Genomic DNA, 16,669 nt, shown 5'->3' on the forward strand with positions numbered 1-16,669 from the left:
CGGCCCATCGGCAACACACGCGGAAGTGGAGGTCGTCGTCCGGTGGACGAGGCACGCAGCATGCAGACCAGGACAGGGGAGCACCGTCCCCCGATGCCCACCGGAGGGGACCCGGTCCGACCGGCCCGACCCTCGTGGGTGGGGTGGCTGACGACCACCGACCACAAGCAGATCGGCACGCTCTACCTCTGCTCCGCCCTCTTCTTCTTCGTCATCGGGGGTGTCATGGCCCTGATGATGCGTGCCGAGCTGGCGCGCCCCGGTACGCAGATCATGTCGAACGAGCAGTTCAACCAGGCGTTCACGATGCACGGCTCGATCATGTTGCTGCTCTTCGCGATGCCGCTGTTCACCGGATTCGCGAACTGGATCATGCCGCTGCAGATCGGCGCGCCCGACGTGGCGTTCCCGCGGCTGAACATGCTGGCGTACTGGCTCTACCTCTTCGGCTCGCTGATCGCCGCCGGCGGTTTCCTCACGCCCGGCGGGGCCGCGGACTTCGGCTGGTTCCTCTACGCGCCGCTCTCGGACGCCGTCCACTCGCCCGGCCTCGGAGCCGACCTGTGGATCATGGGCGTCGCCCTGTCGGGCTTCGGGTCGATCGCCGGTGCGGTCAACTTCATCACCACGATCATCTGCATGCGCGCTCCGGGCATGACGATGTTCCGGATGCCGATCTTCACCTGGAACGTGCTCCTCACGTCCCTGCTCGTGCTGATGGTCTTCCCGGTCCTGGCGGCGGCCCTCTTCGCCCTCGAATGCGACCGGAAGTTCGGCTCCCACGTCTTCGACGCGGCCAACGGCGGGGCCCTGCTCTGGCAACACCTCTTCTGGTTCTTCGGACACCCAGAGGTCTACATCCTGGCCCTACCGTTCTTCGGCATCATCTCCGAGGTCATCCCGGTCTTCAGCCGCAAGCCGATGTTCGGCTACATCGGCCTGGTGGCCGCGACGATCGCGATCGCCGGTCTGTCCGTGACCGTGTGGGCGCACCACATGTACGTCACCGGTGGCGTGCTCCTCCCGTTCTTCTCCTTCATGACGTTCCTCATCGCCGTACCGACCGGCGTGAAGTTCTTCAACTGGATCGGAACGATGTGGAAGGGCTCCCTGTCCTTCGAGACCCCGATGCTCTGGGCCGTCGGCTTCCTCATGACCTTCACCTTCGGTGGTCTGACCGGCGTCATCCTGGCCTCGCCCCCGATGGACTTCCACGTCTCCGACTCGTACTTCGTCGTGGCGCACTTCCACTACACCCTGTTCGGCACCGTCGTGTACGCGATGTTCGCCGGCTTCCACTTCTGGTGGCCGAAGTTCACCGGCAAGATGCTCGACGAGCGGCTCGGCAAGATCACCTTCTGGACCCTCACGGTGGGCTTCCACGCCACCTTCCTGGTGCAGCACTGGCTCGGCGCCGAGGGCATGCCGCGCCGCTACGCCGACTACCTGGACGCCGACGGCTTCACCACGCTCAACACCGTCTCCACCGTGGGTTCCTTCCTCCTCGGCCTCTCCTTCCTGCCGTTCTTCTACAACGTCTGGAAGACCGGCCGGTATGGCAAGAAGGTCGAGGTCGACGACCCGTGGGGCTACGGCCGCTCGCTGGAGTGGGCGACCTCCTGCCCGCCGCCGCGGCACAACTTCCTCACCCTGCCGCGGATCCGCTCCGAATCCCCGGCGTTCGACCTGCACCACCCCGAGATCGCGGCCGTCGACCGGTTGGAGAACCAGTCCCCCGACCGGCCCGCGGACGAGCCCGCTGGACACCCCGAGGACCGGTCCGCGCACGGCGTCGAGCGCCCCGCCGACGAGACGGTGACGCCCCGGTGACCGCCGCCGTGTTCGCCCTGGGCATCGGTGCCGTGACCGCCTCCGGGTGCGTCTGGTACGTTCCGGCACTCGTCGACCTGCGTGCGGGAGCCGACCGTCCCGCCTCCCGCCGCCTGGCCGCGACGGCGTGCGTCACCGGTTGGGCCACGGCCGCCGTGACCGCCCTGCTGCTCTTGGCAGGAGCCCCCGGCCCGCTGGTGCTCGCGGGGGTGGTGGCCGGTGCTGCCGCCAGCGTCACGGTGCGGGTCGGCGCGGCGGTACGGCGCCGGCGCGAGGAGCGGGAGGACGCGGTCTGCTGGGCGGCCCTGGCCCCCACCCCGCCCCGGGCGTCCCCTCGCCCCGAGCCGTACGCCTTCGCCCGCAGAACCGTTGCTGCACTGGCCGCAGCCGTGGTTCTCGCCCTGCTCTTGATCACTCCGGTACGGGCGGGCACGGCGGAGGAAAGGGCCGAACGGCCCTGCCCGATGGGGCCGGACGCCGGCGGGCCGGCGGTGCCAGACTGCGCCGGGGCCGGGGCGGAGCCGCGGCAGGCACGGCAGTAGGAGAGAACCAGCACGTGAGCACCACAGGCGAGACGTACGACGAGTACCATGCGCTCCTCGCGCGCCAGGACGCGATGCGGCTCCGGGAGCGCTTGCTCCGACCGGGGGGAGCGGAAAGGCCGGTGGAGTCCGGGGACTTCTACGACGGGGCCGGAGACCAGGAGGTGATCAGGCGGTACCTGCCCCTGGTGACGCCCTTCAGTGACCTCATCGACCGCCTCTACCGGGCAATGTTCGAGCAACACCCTTATTTGCGCGGGTTGTTCCCTGAATCGATGGACTTCCAGCGGGCCCATCTGGAGCGGGCCTTCTGGTACTTGATCGAGAACCTGGACCGGCCGGACGAGGTGGCCGGGTTCTGCGCCCGGCTGGGGCGGGACCACCGCAAGTTGGGCGTGCGGCCGGTGCACTTCGAGGTGTTCGAGGAGGCACTCGTCACGGCCCTCCGCCGCAGTGCGGGCGACCGCTGGGCCGAGGAGGCCGAGTGGGCCTGGGTGCGCATGGTGAGGTTCGCCGTCGCCGCCATGGTCGACGGGGCGCGCGAGGCCCTGGCCGAGCCCGCCTACTGGAACGCGACGGTGACGGAACACGAGGTGCGCGGCCCCGACGTCGCCGTCCTCCGGGTCCGCACCGCGGAACCGTTCCCCTACCGGGCGGGGCAGTACGCCCGGCTCGAATCCCCGCTGCTGCCGCAGGCGTGGCGGCCGTACTCCGTTGCCTGCGCACCCCGGGAGGACGGGGAGTTGGAGTTCCACGTCCGTCGTACCGGGCCGGACGGGGTCAGCGACGCACTGGTGGCCCGCACCGGGGTCGGCGACCGGCTGCGGCTCGGACCGGCACAGGGGGCCATGACGCTGGACGACGCTCCCCCCGGTGACGTGCTGATCGTGGCCGGCGGAACCGGCTGGGCCACTGCCAAGGCGCTGCTCGACGACCTCGCCGTACGTCGTTCGGGGCATCGGCGCGCCCATCTGTTCCTCGGCGCCCGGACCTTGGACGACCTGTACGACACGGCCTCCCTCGCCGAGCTGGAGACGCGCCACCCCTGGCTGCGCGTCGTCCCGGTGGTCGGTGAGGGCCTCGGCACCGATGAGGAGGCCTCGATCGCCGCCGTGGTGGCCCGACACACCGACTGGTCCGGCCACCTCGCCTATGTGAGCGGTCCACCGGCCATGGTCGCCGCCACCGTGCGGCGCCTCACGGCGAGGGGAATGCCGGCGGACCGCATCCGCCACGATCCGATCGACCAGACGACGGGGAGGACGCCCGCGGACCGCTTGCCGGACCCGTTGTCGCCGGCAGTGCGCCGCAGGCCGTTGGGGGCCAGGGCCCGCTGATGCCCCGTGCGCCCGGAAACGATGCCCCCGTGAGCGTGGAAACGGATCTTACGGGAGCCCCGTCGGGCCTCTAGCGTGGCCGCATGACCAGGATGACCAACGCGCGCTCGGGTGGGGCAAGTCCGTCACGACCGCGGTTGGTGACGCGGCCCCTCTTGCTCCGCTTCGTCTCGATCATCGGTGCCGCGACGAGCTTCTACCTGCTCCTGTCAGTGGTCCCCCTTTACGCCGAGGCGAGCACCGGACACCACGGCGGTGTCGCCGGGCTCGCCACGGGCGCGCTGCTGTTGGCCACGGTCGGGGGCGAGGTGCTGACCCCCCGCTTCGTCTCCCGCTTCGGCTACCGTCTGGTCCTGGGGATCGGACTGGTGCTCCTCGGCGCGCCCGCGTTGGTGCTGATCGTCAAAGGAGGCGCCCTCTGGATCACGGCGGTCTGTGTGCTGCGTGGTCTGGGCTTCGCGTGCACGGTCGTCGCGGGGGGTGCACTGACGGCGTCGCTCGTTCCGCCCGAACGTCGCGGCGAGGGCCTCGCGCTGGTCGGCATCGTGACCGGGGTGCCCGCGTTGGTGGCGCTGCCACTGGGCGTGTGGCTCGCGGCGCACGTGGGGTACGGGCCGGTCTTCGCGGCCGGAGCCGTCGCTTCGCTCGTGGCGGTGCTGTCCGTGCCGGGCCTGCCGGACCGGGAACCCACCCCCGGGCCGTCGATCGGCATGACGGAAGGATTCCGCACGGCGGCGCTCCTCCGGCCCGCGGTGGTCTTCGCGGCCACCGCCCTCGCCGCCGGAATCATCGTCACCTTCCTTCCCCTCGCCGTCCCGTCGGCCTCGGCAGGCGTCATCGCAATGGCCCTGTTCGGCCAGTCGGCGACCTCCACGGGGGCCCGTTGGGTCGCCGGACGGTACGGGGACCGTCACGGCCAGGCCACACTGCTGCTGCCCGGCCTTGCCGTCGCAGTCGCGGGAACGCTGCTCACTGCCCTGACCCGGAGCCCGGTCGCCGTCGTCGTCGGGGTGGCGCTGTTCGGCATCGGCTTCGGAATCACCCAGAACGTCACACTGACCTTGATGTACGCCCGTGTCCCGCTGTCCGGCTACGGCACGGTCAGCGCCCTGTGGAACCTCGCGTTCGACGCGGGCATGGGCGCCGGGGCCGTCGGCTTCGGGGTGCTCGCCGCTCAGACCGGCTATCCATGGGCCTTCGTGGTCACCGCCGCCCTGATGTCGCTGGCCCTCGTCCCGGCCGTACGGGACCGTCGGGCGACCTCCGTGCCCTGAGGACCGACCGGACGGCCCCGGTGGTCCGCCGGCACGACCGACCGGACCACCACGAACACACCGGCGTCTTACTGGTCTTTTCGTTGGTTTCGTGGGTGTGGCGGCTGTGTCGGTGGGACCCTGGCGCGGTGTCTTTGAAGTCTTCGCCTGTTGTTCCTCCTTTGGCACGGCCGTAGTTGGCTGAGGCCCGGCGTGTGCGGGCGGCCGAGCTGTTCGACTGGAGCTCGGGCAGCATCGAGGGCGCCGTCAACCGCATCAAGAAGATCAAGCGACAGCTCTACGGTCGGGCCGGATTCGTACTCCTGCGCAAACTGATCCTGCTCCCATGGCACTCCGAGACGCCACTCAAGATCTGCGCCAGAACCGAGAGGCAGGGACACCGGCTGCGGCGGACATGCGGATCCAGGCCCAGGCAGGTGCCCAGCCGTGGCAGGATGACCTCATGTTGATCCGAAAGGGCGATGCCGCGTAGGCGTCCCAAGGCCGTCCGTGCAGAGCGGTGGCGGCCACGATGGCAGTATCCGGTCCTGAGGGTCCCCGGCGTCTCCGCGCGGACTCGTGCAGCGATCCGCCGGGTCGAAGACCAGGAGATGCAGCCCAACGCGGTCGCGATTGCGCTCTCTCGCTTCGAGTGGGCCTTCAAGCGGTCTGGTCGCTACCTGAACGCCTCCGAGGCCTGTTCGCCCGGGATGGAGGTGGAAGACGCTCGTGACGATCTGGAGCAGGCGGTGCTGCGCCTCCCTTCCGGAGCCCAAAGGGACTTGGGACGGCTGATCGCGCGCATCGACGCGGAATTCGAGCGCCGCACCTTGCCGGAACCCCACCACATCGAGTTGGCGGTGTTCGGCTGGTGGTGGACCAGAACGCGTGAACGCTGACGGGCCTCGGACTCGTGCCCCCCGCAATCGAACAAAGTCGTCACTCTCCGCGACGGTTCCCAAGATCTGTGCCAGAACCCCCTACTGCTCGACAAGGCCAGCCGTACGGCGGGAAGTGGGGCGACCTGCCGGCCGGCTCGCTGATGACCCACATCGTCGCCGCCGACACCCTTCTACTTCATGGAGGAGGTGACCGCCCGGCTCGGGTGGGTTGTGGGAGCCGCGTGAGGCGACCCCGGGCCGCCGACCCGTGAGGGACGTCGCGGGCATCGACCGGCGGCTCATCGGCTGGCAGCCGACCCGCCGCCAGTAGATCGAGGACGCGCTGGCCATCCTCACCGCCCGGTACGAGGAGGAGCAGGGGCACGCGCCGGGGGAGCGGGCCAGCTACGCGTTGGCCCGCCAGGCCGCCGACCAGAGCCGTCCGCCCAAGCGCACCGAGCTGCTGTCGCTGACCGATTTGCGGATGTGGCGGCGTGCCTCGGCGATCACCGCGTTCGGCGCCTGCACCGTCTGTCGACTCGCCGAGTGGGCGCGGGCGGCAGCCGCGGCGGTGTTGTCGCGGGTGCGGCCGGGGCGGGCCGTTGGTTAGGGGGCGTCGTCATTGCCGCAGGTCGGCCGGGGGAGTGGCCCGGCCGTCCATCAGCGTCACTGATGACAGTTGATACCTTCGCAAAGGTTTTTATTTCATGGGTCCATGACCGCATCCACCAGCTCCACTCCGGAGTCGGCTTCACTGCCGACTCACTCCGGGGCCCACCCGGACGGCAGGACCCCCCTCGCCGATGCCGTGCTGGCAGTCGCCCGACGTGACATCGCCACGTTCCACGCGCTGCCCCTCTCGCACGGCCGGTCTATCCGCGACTCCCACATGCGGGAGACCTACGAGGCGCTCTTCGGCGTCGCGCAGCTCGCGGCCGACGTGTCCTACAGCGGCACGATGCTCGACTCCTTCTTCCGGCCCCGGGGCCCGCTCCGCGAGGCCCAGCGCCTCGCGACCCGCAGCTTCGGCGCCGACGCCACCTTCTTCCTCTCCGCCGGCACGAGCACCGCCAACCGGGTCGCCCTGACCGCGCTGACCCAGCCCGGCTCCCGGGTCCTCGCGGACCGCTCCTGCCACCAGTCGGTGCACTTCGCCCTCAACTCGCTCGGCGTCCAGGTCGCGTACGCCCCCATGCAGCGCTGCTGTGACGGCTGCCCCCGGACGTACGCCGACCTCCCCCGGCTCCTGGAGATGTTCCGCGCCGCCGCCGCCGAGGGCCGGCCCTTCGACACCGTCGTCCTCTCCGCCGTCTCCTACGACGGCGTGCGGTACGACCTGCCGACCGTCCTCGCCGAACTCGCCGCCGTCCACCCCACCGTCTCCGTCCTGGTCGACGAGGCCTGGGGCGCCGCCCACCGCTTCCACCCCCGGCTGCGCCCGCTCACCGCCCTGCACGCCGTCGAGACGCTGCGCGCCGCCGATCCCCGCTTCGCCCTGAACGTGGCCGTCACCCACTCCGCGCACAAGTCGATGTCGGCGCTCCGCCAGGGTTCCTACCTGCACCTCATCGGCGACGGCGAGGCCCAGGAGCGCACCGCACAGGCCCTCTTCCAGCACCACACCACCTCGCCCAGCTGGCCCGTGCTCGCCAGCCTGGACCTGGCCCGGCTCCAGGCCGAGACCGAGGGCGAGGCGCTCCTCGGTCGCTCCCTCGGGCTCGCCAGCACCCTGCGCGTCGAACTCGCCACCGACCCGCGGCTCTCCGCGTACCGCCCGCTCGGCCCCGACGGCCACCTCGCCGACGCCGCGCAGCTCGTCAGCGACGACCCCACCCGGGTCCTCGTCGACATCAGTGCCCTCGGCATCACGGCGGCCGACTTCCGCCGGATGCTCTTCGACGAGTACGCGCTGTACGTGGCGAGGGAGAGCGGCGACGCCGTCCTCTTCCACATCCACATCGGCGTGGACGAGGCCACCCTGCTGCGCCTGCTGGACGCCCTGCGCACCATCCAGCGCACCTACCGGAGCGCCTCCGCGGCCCTGTCCACGGGCACCTCCGAGCACTTCATCATCGCCTACCCGCCCGGCATCCCCATCACGGTGCCCGGCGAGAAGCTCTGCGAGCGGACGCTCAGTCACATCGACGAGCTGCGCTCCAGCGGCTGCGAGATCTACACGCTGCGGAACCCCACCGTCTCCGCCCGTGAACTCGCCGTCCAGGCCGCCGCCACCGGCTCCGTGCCGGCCACCGCCGACCACCTGACCGGTGAGAAGCCCACCGCCCGGCAGCTCGCCGGCGCCGCCGCCGCGATCGCCGCCACCAGCACCACCGCGGCCACCGTCAGCGCCGCCGCCACCGCCGCCACCAGCTGATCCGCCCACCGATCCCGAGGGGGAACTCATGATCAAGATCGCGGACATCCGCAAGCACGCCGCCCGCTGGCCCCAGCGCGTCGCCGTCGTCGACGGTGAGACCCGCATGACCTGGGCGAGCTTCGCCGACAAGGTCAGCCGGGTGGCCTGCGCCATCCAGGACCTGCTGCCCGAGGCCCGGCCCGCCCGCGCGGTCTTCCTCGCCGAGAACAGCTGGGAGCTCGTGGTCTCCATGGCCGCCGTCAGCTCCCTCGGCATCCCCTGCGTCGGACTCGACTACACCGCGGGGCCGGTCGCCACCACCGCCGCGCTCGACCAGCTGGAGCCGACCGTCGTGATCACCTCGCGGGCCCACCGGGCCCTCGTCGAGGAGTGCGGCTGGCCGAACGGCAGGGACATCCTCGACATATCCATCGACAGCGAGCCCGTGGGCCTGCCCGACGGCCAGACCGTCTCCGTCAGCTTCGTCGACCTCCTCGTGTCGGCGCCGGGCGACCCGCAGCCGGTGGAGCAGCCCTTCGAGGCCTTCTCCTTCACCTCCGGCACCAGCGGCGTCCCCAAGATGGTCGTCCGCCGCACCTCCTTCGAGGCCCGCCGCTTCGCCGACCTCGTCGACCAGTACGCCTTCGACGAAGAGGACGTCCACCTCGTCACCGTGCCGCTCTACCATGCCTCCGGGCCGGGCTGGGCGCGCATCTTCCTCACCCTGGGCGGCACCGTCGTCCTCGGCCCGTACGACGACGCCGATGAGCTCATCCGCATCATCCAGGACGAGGGCGTCTCCACCACCCTCATGGTGCCGCCCGTCCTGGCCCGGGTCGTCGCCCACCCGAAGTCGGAGCACCTGCACAAGACCTCCCGCCTGCACTTCGTGCTCTCCGGCGGCAGACACCTCAACCGATGGGTCATCAACAACGCCTGGGACCGGCTTGGTCCGGTGCTCCACCTCTACTACGGGACGACCGAGACCGGCGTGAACGTCATGATCGGCCCCGAGGAGCTGCACGTGGCGCCCTGCCGCTCGGGCCGCCCCATGCCCGGCAACACCGTCGTCGTCCTCGACACCGACGGCAGGCCGCTGCCGAAGGGCAGCCGGGGCCGGGTCGCCATCGCCAGCTATCAGCTGATGGACAGTTACGCGACGAGCGAGCCCGACTTCATGACGCTCGACTACGGCGGCCGTACGCAGCGCTTCCTGCTCACCGGTGACAGCGGGCTCGTCGACGAGGCGGGCCGGCTCGAACTCACCGGTCGCAACGACGGTGTCGCCAAGGCCGAGGCGGGCAAGCCGCTCGACGTCAACATCTTCGGTCTCGAAGCCGACTTGATGGACCTTCCCTGCGTCCGGGAGACCGCTGTCCTGCGGACGCGCCTGCCCGATGTCGGCGAGGTGCTCGTGGTGCCCTTCACCCCGGTCGCGCCCGAGCGGCAGGAGAGCGGGTACCGGGCGGTCAGCGCCGCCTGCACCCGCCGGGTGCCCTGCCTTCCGGCGTACGTCGTCCCCGTCGACGCCATCCCGTACAGCCCGACCGGCAAGGTCCGGGCCGCCCAGCTCCTGGAGTCGGTCCTGCCGCTGCTCGACATCGAGCCCGCGGAGTCCCGCGCACCGGAGCCGGCCGGGGTCTGACCCGCGCCGGAGCCGGCCGGGGTCGACCCGCGCCCGGAGTAGGCCGGAGCCGACCCCTCACGCCACCCCCCGGGCCGGGTGCCTCGCCTCCTCCGCAGGACCCGGCCACGCCCCTCCTTCCCCCACCTCCCACTCCCGGCCTCCTCAGGCCCGACAGGAAGACTCATGAACAGTCAGAACACGTACACGCGAGGCGTTCTCCTCTGCCTCCTGGCCACGGTGTCCTGGGGCGCGATGTTCCCCCTCATGGACTCCACCCTGAAGCACATCGACCCCTTCACCTTCACGGTGATGCGCTACACCATCGCCGGTGCGATGTTCCTGGTCTTCCTCCGGATCCGGGAGGGCAGGGCGGGGCTGCGCCTCAAGGGCGAACGCATCGGTCTGGCCTGGCTGTTCGGCACGGCCGGCTTCGCGGGCTTCCAGTTCCTGGTCTTCTTCGGACAGGACCTGATCGGCGAGCGCGGTGCGCTGAACGCCTCGATCATGATGGCGACCATGCCCATGATGGGCTTCCTGGTGAACTGGGTGCTGAAGAAGGTCGTCCCGCCGAAGTTCTCGCTCGTCTTCATCGCGATGTCCTTCGTCGGCACCATCCTCGTCGTCTCCGACGGTGACATCGGCTCGCTGATCGCCGACCCGAAGACGGCCGGCGCCGACGCGCTGCTGCTCTTCGCCGCCCTGTGCTGGGTCGTCTACACCTCGGGTGCGAGCTACTTCCCGACCTGGTCCCCGATCAAGTACACGGCCATCACCACGGTCCTCGGTCTCGCCTCCGCCGCCGTGATCACGGCGATCATCCTGGCCTCCGGCGGCGTCCCGGTCCCGGCGGCCGGTGCCGTGGGCTCGATCCTGCCGCAGCTCGCCTACATGAGCGTCATCGCCGGCTTCGTCGGTGTCCTCGGCTGGAACTTCGGCAACCGCTACCTCGGCCCGCTCAACGGCGTCCTCTTCATGGACGTCGTGCCGATCACGGCCTTCGTGATCTCCGCCCTGACCGGTGTCGTCCCGGCCGGCATGCAGATCGTCGGCGCCTCGCTCACGGCGGCGGCGCTGGTCTTCAACAACCTGTACCTGCGCAAGGTCGCCGCCAAGGCCGCGGCCGCGCCGACCCCGGTCGTGACCTCCGGTTCGGGTTCCGGTTCCCCCTCCGCGACGAGTTCCGCTTCTGCTCCGGCGCCCGTCGCCTCGGGCAGCAGGTCCTGACCGGTTCCGACCCGCTGCACACGTACGGCGTGGCCTCCCGCACTCGTGGGAGGCCACGCCGTACTCCGTTTTCCTGCGGCGGACACGCGGCTGGTCAGCGGCGGATCCCGTCGAGGAGGACGCTCCGCAGCTCCTCGTGCCGCTGGACGAGGTCCTTGCGCCGGCTGAGGACGTCCGAGATGTGCTGCATGCCGAAGAAAGCGGCGACCAGGACCCGGGCCGCCGCACGGGGTTCCACTCCCTCCCGCAGTTCACCCGCGTCGCGTGCTTCCGTGATGAGCCGGGTGAGGTAGTCCTCCCAGCCCACGTACGGCTCGGGGAGCTCGGCGTCGATGAGGGCCCGCTCGATCTGGAGCCGGGCGCCGGCCTGGACGACGATGTCCCGCGCGAACGCCTGGGTGACCGTGTCGAGGACGGCGGTGAGCACGTCGAACGGCTTCGCGTGGATGCCCTCGGCGCCCTTGAGGATCTCGGGCCAGCGCGCGTAGTGCTTCTGCACGACGGCGACGGCCAGGGCCTCCTTGTTCGTGTAGTGGAAGTACACCGCTCCCTTGGTCATCTCAGCCCGTTCGGCCACGTCCTGCAGGGTCACGGTCGCGTAGCCGCGCTCGGCGAAGAGCTCGGCCGCCGACTGGAGGATGTGGCTCTTCGTGCGTCGGGCGCGTTCCTGTTTCGGCTCGCTTTGGGTGGTTGCCATGCCTGTCCGCCTCTCTTGTTCCTACGCCTTGCAATATACATTCTCGAAGGTATATTTCTTGCTGTCGAGGGGCCACGGAGGCCCTTCGCCGCCACGATGCTTCACCTTGAGGGGGATAAGGATGTCCATCGGTGTGTTCCAGACCGCGTTAACGGTCGACCGGCTCGCGTCCGTCGAGTCCTTGGAGTCCCTGATCCGGGACGCCAAGGAAGGCCTGGGCTTCGACCGCACGATCTCCCGCCGGTTCGTGCACCGCGCCTCGGTGACGGAGGTCTTCCTCACCGACGCGACCGAGGCCGGGGCCGACCGCTTCCTGGTGGGCGCCCAACTGCCCCGGAACCACGCGTTGTACCGCCCGGAGAGGACCGGGCAGTGCGACTTCATGCTCCTCGTCGAGACCGTACGCCAGGCCGGCATCTTCCTGAGCCACCGCTTCCACGACGTACCGCTCGGCCACCACTTCATCTTCAAGGCGCTGTCGCTGCACATCAGCGATCCGGCCGCCCTCCGGGTCGGCAGCGGTCCGCTCGCGGCGGTCCTGGACGTCAAGGTCGTGACGCCCGTCGGGGGACGGAACCCGCGCCGCTTCGACGCCCGCTTCGACATGGTGATCGAGGTCGGCGGCCGGGAGTGCGCCCGCGCCTCCGCCGGGGTCGTCGTCATCGACGACGTCCGGTACGCGCGGCTCCGGCAGCGCGGTCGGACCGCCGAGACCGTCCGCCCGGCCGGCCGCGAGGCCTCCGCGCACGGGGCCCCCTCGGGCGCCGACGACGACCGGGGAGTCCTGCGCCCCGTACCCGTGGCGGAGGCGCGGACCCTGCCCGCCGGCTGCGGGGAATGGCGGTTGCACGTCGACCCCACGCACCCCGGCTACTTCGAGCACCCCTCGGACCACGTGCCCGGGATGCTCCTTCTGGAGGCGTTCCGGCAGGCCGCCCGGCATGCGGCGGGAGGCGTGGCGCTGGCCTCGCTGGACGCCGACTTCGCCGTCTTCGGCGAGCTGGCCGAGGCCGTGGCCGTCGAAGCCACGTCGACGGGGGACGGCCGGGTGTGCCTCTCCGCCACCCAGGGCACCCGCGTCCTCGCCACGGCCGTGGCCCGCTGCGGGTGACCCTGCGGACACGACGTCCAGCTGCACGTTCAGGGGAAGAACGGACGAGCGTAGAAAGGCAGAAGGATGGAACTCCAGCACCTGCGGGCCTTCCGCGAAGTGGCCCGGGAACTCAGCTTCACCCGCGCGGCCCACAACCTGCACTACTCCCAGCCCGCGGTGACCGCGCAGATCAAGGGCCTGGAGGAGGACATGGGAGCCCCGCTCTTCCAGCGGCGCGGCAACCGCTCCGTGGAACTCACCCCGGCCGGCGCGCGTCTGCGCCCGCTGGCTGAGCAGATCCTCGAACTGGTCGAGACGGCGCAGTACGAGATCGCCGGTCCCGCCCCCGCCCCGGCGAAGAGCCGCACGGCGACGGACCGCCGGATGGCCCTGCCGGCCGGTGCGAACGGCCGCTTCGCCGACGCCCGTCTCACGGACGGCACCCTCACCGCCAGAGGGAGCAGAGCATGAGCATCGCTCCCGTCCGGGCCGCGTTCTTCGACGTGGACGAGACCCTGATCACCTGCAAGAGCATGGGCTGCCTCATCGCCCGGTACTGGGGGCACGGAGAAGTGGCCGCCCGCAGGCTCGCCGCGGCGCGCGCCTCGCTCCAGCGCCAGATTCGCGAGGGCGCGCCCCGCGAGCAGGTGAACCGTTCCTTCTTCCGTTTCCTCGTCGGCAGCCACCTGGGCGACCTGGAGGCCTGCGGCCGGGAGTGGTACGAGGAGGCCCGCTCCGGCGGACTGCTCCACACCCCCGTGCACGAGGCGCTTCGCCGACACCGCGACGCCGGTGACCTGGTCGTCCTCGTCTCCGGGGCCTTCTCCGCCTGCCTGGACCCGCTGGCGCGGGAGGTCGGCGCCGATCTCGTGGTGTGCACCCTGCCCGAGGTGACCTCTCAGGGGGTGCTCACCGGCGAGCTGTCCGGTCCACCGATGATCGGCGAGGCCAAGGCCGAGGCCGTCCGCCGGATCATGACGGCCTTCGGCCTCGCCGCCGAGGAGTGTTTCGCGTACGCCGACGACGAGAGCGATCTGCCGCTGCTGCGCTCCGTCGGTCGTCCCGTCCTCGTGGGCGACGGACCGATCTCCGCCCCGGCTTCGGAGCGGGCGGCCTGGTCCTGGCTTCCCGGCCCCACGCCGGCGACCCCCGCCGCTGCCCCGGCGGCCGCGCGGAGCCTGGCGCCACGAGCGGCTTGAGACTCCGGATCCGGGCGCGGGCCTTCCCGCCGCCGCGGCCCGTCACCTGAGCCCCACCCGTTCGAGAGCCCGCCGTCACAGCGGTTCCGATGGCCTGGAGCGACTCCACAACCCCTGCGCCTCCCCGTCACATTCGTGCGCCGTCACCCTCGTGCGCCCCGTGACGCCGGCCCCCCTGCGTGACCCCACGTGCGCAAGGTCCTCAGGTCCAGGAGTTTCCACGCGTACGAGTTCCACCCGCGCAAGCCCCCACGCTGCGCAAATCCCCACGTGTACGAGTTCCACCCGCGTGAGCCCCACATCGCGCGAGGTCCGCATGCGTCCTCCCGCATGCGGACCCCATCGTGGCTCCTCCCGCTCAAGTGCCGCTTGAGCCCGACAAGGCGGGCTCAAGGACGTCCCACACCTCGCTCACCAGCTCTGCGGGACCGGCCGCGTCCGATGCCGTCACCACGGCAAGGGCACCGACCAGGAGGGCCACGGCCAGTCGGGCCAGCACGTCGGGCGGGTGGGCGGCGTGTACGAAACCCTCGTCCTGGCTCTTGCGGACGAGGAGCGCCACAACCTCGCAGAGCCTGTCGAGGGGGAGGGGCACGGTTCCCTCGGCGCGGGCGGCGTCCATGACCAGGCGCAGTCCGGCGGCGAAGGGCAGGTCCTCGTTCACCCGACGGGCGAGTTCGAGGAGCAGTCTCCGCAGGGCGGGTAGAGCCGCACCGCCGTCCTCCGCCGCGTCGGCGGCGGTGGAGAGGGCGTCGGCCCAGCCCGCTTCGAAGGAGCGGGTCAGTTCGCCGGCGAGATCGGCTTTCGAGGAGAAGTGTCCATAGAGGGCTCCTTTGGTCAGTCCGGTGCGGGCCGTGATGTCGGCCAGGTTCGTCCCTGCGAATCCGTGCAGGGCGAACTCGGCGGCTGCCGCGCCGATGACCAGGTCATAGGTCATGCGGGCTCTGTCCTGTTGCCTCACCGAGTGTCCGCCTCCCATCAGCTTCAGCGGCCGTCGATGTCCTTCATGACGGCCTCTCAGAAAATACCTTCTAGATCGAATCTTTTTCTAGTCGCATCAGCACCACCACTGAACCTCCACGTAAAGGAGTACGAGTCATGACCGCCCCCGTCGCCCCTGCCGCCCCCCTCACCCCGCTCGGGGTCGGCCACCTCCATGCCGCCGCCGCACGCCACGCCGAGGAGGCCGAGCGGACCGGCCGGCTCCACCCCGAGGTCGTCGGGGCGATGACCGGCGCCGGCCTCGCCCGGCACTTCGTGCCCCGCGGCTGGGGCGGTACGGCCGGCGGCTTCGCCGAACTGCTCGGCACGGTCGCCGGGGTCGGCTCGGCCTGCGCATCCACCGGCTGGTGCGCGGTGCTGCTCGCCGCCCACGGCCGCCTCGCCGCGCACCTGCCGGTGGAGGGGCAGCGGGACCTGTGGGGCGACTCGCCCGACGTGCGGATCGCGGCGGCGATCGTGCCCCCGGCGGGCCGGCTCGCCCCGGTGCCCGGCGGCTGGACCCTGTCGGGGGAGTGGGCCTTCGCCAGCGGGGTCGAGGACGCCGACTGGGTCCTCCTCGCCTCCCTCGACCACTCGGGGGACGGGGCCCCGGCGTACCGGGTCCTGGCGGTCCCGCGTGCGCAGGTGGCGATCCACAGGACCTGGGACGCGGTCGGGCTCCGCGCCACCGGCAGCCACAGCGTCGCGGTCGACGGGGTCTTCGTGCCCGAGCACCGCACCTTCCTCCGCGAGGCCCTGGTGACTGGCGTCGCCGAAGCCGACGCGGCCCCCTGCCACCGAGTGCCGTACCAGCTGGTCGCCGCCCTCCTCTTCGCCGCCCCCGCGCTCGGCGCGGCACGCGGGGCCCTGGACGCCTGGACCCTCCTCGTCGGCCTGCGCCGCCTCCCCGACGGGCGGCCGCTCACCGACGACCCGACGGTCCAACAGGCCCTGGCCCGCTGCTCCGCCGAGATCGACGCCGCCCGCCTGCTCCTGGAGTCCGCCGCCCGCCGCGCCGACGCCCCGGGCCCTGGCCCGGCCGATGCCGCTCTCAACCAGCGCGACGCGGCCGCCGCCGTCGGCCTCCTCGTCGGCGCGGTGGAGCGCCTCATGCGCACCGGCGGCGCCCGCGGCCTCGTCACCGGCGGCCTGGAGCGCGCCTGGCGCGACATCCACGCGATCGCCGCCCACGCCGCCCTCCAGCCCGCCCCGGCAGCCGCCGCCTACGCGGCGACGGTCTTCCCGTCGGGGGCCTGAGGTCCGCCAGAGCTGTCGAACCGAGGTGAAGGGGGGGCATGCATGTCATGAAGCTTCCCCTTGATCGTGGACGTCTGGAGACTGGGACGTGAGAGCCCAGAGGAAGCGGCGCCGGATGGGAAGCAAGTACAGCGGTACTCGGAGGAGTGCAAGCGGGACGAGATCGAGCCCGTGAGGCCGTCTGGGCGGACGGCGACCGAGGTTGCCCGGGAGCTCGGGATCAGCTCGGAGTCGCTGCGGGGCTGGGTGAAGAAGTCACGCGCCGCCCAGGATGCCGTTTCCCTCAAGCTGAACACCCGACCCCGGCAGACCCTCGGGTTCGAAACTCCCGCTGATAGGCTCGCGGCAGCTGTTGCATCAACCGGTTGACTCCGCCCACGCCTTCTTCGCGA

At 71.2% G+C, this 16,669-nt stretch carries 15 protein-coding genes and 1 pseudogene; 14 read left to right on the plus strand and 2 right to left on the minus strand.

Going from position 1 to position 16,669, the window contains the following annotated elements; all coding sequences use genetic code 11:
• Nucleotides 1-93 precede the first annotated feature (93 nt).
• From ctaD to ACFW2Y_RS06100, 9 genes and pseudogenes are all read left to right on the plus strand, one after another.
• Entirely contained in the window at nt 94-1,830 is a 1,737-nt protein-coding gene (gene ctaD / locus ACFW2Y_RS06060) for a cytochrome c oxidase subunit I (protein ID WP_384874178.1), read from the plus strand.
• Nucleotides 1,827-2,372: a hypothetical protein gene (locus ACFW2Y_RS06065; RefSeq protein ID WP_384874181.1), complete on the plus strand. Its 546-nt coding sequence runs from the start codon at nt 1,827-1,829 to the stop codon at nt 2,370-2,372. The genes ctaD and ACFW2Y_RS06065 overlap by 4 nt, the downstream gene beginning before the upstream one ends.
• A gap of 14 nt (nt 2,373-2,386) precedes the next feature.
• Nucleotides 2,387-3,709 carry a globin domain-containing protein gene (locus ACFW2Y_RS06070; RefSeq protein WP_384874184.1) on the plus strand — a complete coding sequence of 441 codons (1,323 nt, stop codon included), beginning with the start codon at nt 2,387-2,389 and terminating at the stop codon, nt 3,707-3,709.
• 140 nt (nt 3,710-3,849) lie between these two features.
• Nucleotides 3,850-4,983, plus strand: coding sequence for an MFS transporter (locus ACFW2Y_RS06075; protein ID WP_384874187.1), 1,134 nt, complete (start codon nt 3,850-3,852; stop codon nt 4,981-4,983).
• Nucleotides 4,984-5,573: 590 nt separating this feature from the next.
• On the plus strand, nt 5,574-5,861 hold the full coding sequence (locus ACFW2Y_RS06080; RefSeq protein ID WP_384874190.1) for a hypothetical protein: 288 nt from the start codon (nt 5,574-5,576) through the stop codon (nt 5,859-5,861).
• Between the two features lie 107 nt (nt 5,862-5,968).
• A pseudogene (locus ACFW2Y_RS06085) lies at nt 5,969-6,435 on the plus strand (relaxase domain-containing protein); the annotation flags it as partial.
• 123 nt (nt 6,436-6,558) lie between these two features.
• Nucleotides 6,559-8,217, plus strand: a complete 1,659-nt coding sequence (locus ACFW2Y_RS06090) for an arginine decarboxylase (RefSeq protein WP_384874193.1) — start codon at nt 6,559-6,561, stop codon at nt 8,215-8,217.
• 28 nt (nt 8,218-8,245) lie between these two features.
• Nucleotides 8,246-9,844 carry a class I adenylate-forming enzyme family protein gene (locus ACFW2Y_RS06095; RefSeq protein WP_384874196.1) on the plus strand — a complete coding sequence of 533 codons (1,599 nt, stop codon included), beginning with the start codon at nt 8,246-8,248 and terminating at the stop codon, nt 9,842-9,844.
• 165 nt (nt 9,845-10,009) lie between these two features.
• Entirely contained in the window at nt 10,010-11,050 is a 1,041-nt protein-coding gene (locus ACFW2Y_RS06100) for a DMT family transporter (protein ID WP_384874199.1), read from the plus strand.
• Nucleotides 11,051-11,144: 94 nt separating this feature from the next.
• Here ACFW2Y_RS06100 and ACFW2Y_RS06105 read toward each other — a convergent pair whose 3' ends face one another.
• Nucleotides 11,145-11,747, minus strand: coding sequence for a ScbR family autoregulator-binding transcription factor (locus tag ACFW2Y_RS06105; RefSeq protein ID WP_384874202.1), 603 nt, complete (start codon nt 11,745-11,747; stop codon nt 11,145-11,147).
• A gap of 121 nt (nt 11,748-11,868) precedes the next feature.
• On the opposite strand from ACFW2Y_RS06105, the gene ACFW2Y_RS06110 reads away from it, so the two are divergent.
• From ACFW2Y_RS06110 to ACFW2Y_RS06120, 3 genes are all read left to right on the plus strand, one after another.
• Nucleotides 11,869-12,858, plus strand: coding sequence for a ScbA/BarX family gamma-butyrolactone biosynthesis protein (locus tag ACFW2Y_RS06110; RefSeq protein WP_384874205.1), 990 nt, complete (start codon nt 11,869-11,871; stop codon nt 12,856-12,858).
• A 66-nt stretch (nt 12,859-12,924) separates the two neighbouring features.
• Entirely contained in the window at nt 12,925-13,311 is a 387-nt protein-coding gene (locus tag ACFW2Y_RS06115) for a LysR family transcriptional regulator (protein WP_384874208.1), read from the plus strand.
• Complete coding sequence (locus ACFW2Y_RS06120; protein ID WP_384874210.1) at nt 13,308-14,039, plus strand: HAD family hydrolase; 732 nt, start codon at nt 13,308-13,310, stop codon at nt 14,037-14,039. The genes ACFW2Y_RS06115 and ACFW2Y_RS06120 overlap by 4 nt, the downstream gene beginning before the upstream one ends.
• A 358-nt stretch (nt 14,040-14,397) precedes the next feature.
• Here the strand turns inward: ACFW2Y_RS06120 and ACFW2Y_RS06125 are convergent, their stop codons facing one another.
• Complete coding sequence (locus ACFW2Y_RS06125) at nt 14,398-14,976, minus strand: TetR family transcriptional regulator (protein WP_384874213.1); 579 nt, start codon at nt 14,974-14,976, stop codon at nt 14,398-14,400.
• Between the two features lie 161 nt (nt 14,977-15,137).
• Between ACFW2Y_RS06125 and ACFW2Y_RS06130 the strand changes: the two genes are divergently transcribed.
• Nucleotides 15,138-16,277: an acyl-CoA dehydrogenase family protein gene (locus ACFW2Y_RS06130; protein WP_384874215.1), complete on the plus strand. Its 1,140-nt coding sequence runs from the start codon at nt 15,138-15,140 to the stop codon at nt 16,275-16,277.
• 66 nt (nt 16,278-16,343) lie between these two features.
• Nucleotides 16,344-16,646: a transposase gene (locus ACFW2Y_RS06135; protein WP_384874230.1), complete on the plus strand. Its 303-nt coding sequence runs from the start codon at nt 16,344-16,346 to the stop codon at nt 16,644-16,646.
• Nucleotides 16,647-16,669: the final 23 nt, after the last annotated feature.

This window comes from Streptomyces sp. NPDC058877, from assembly GCF_042742855.1.
In the GTDB taxonomy this organism is placed as follows: domain Bacteria; phylum Actinomycetota; class Actinomycetes; order Streptomycetales; family Streptomycetaceae; genus Streptomyces.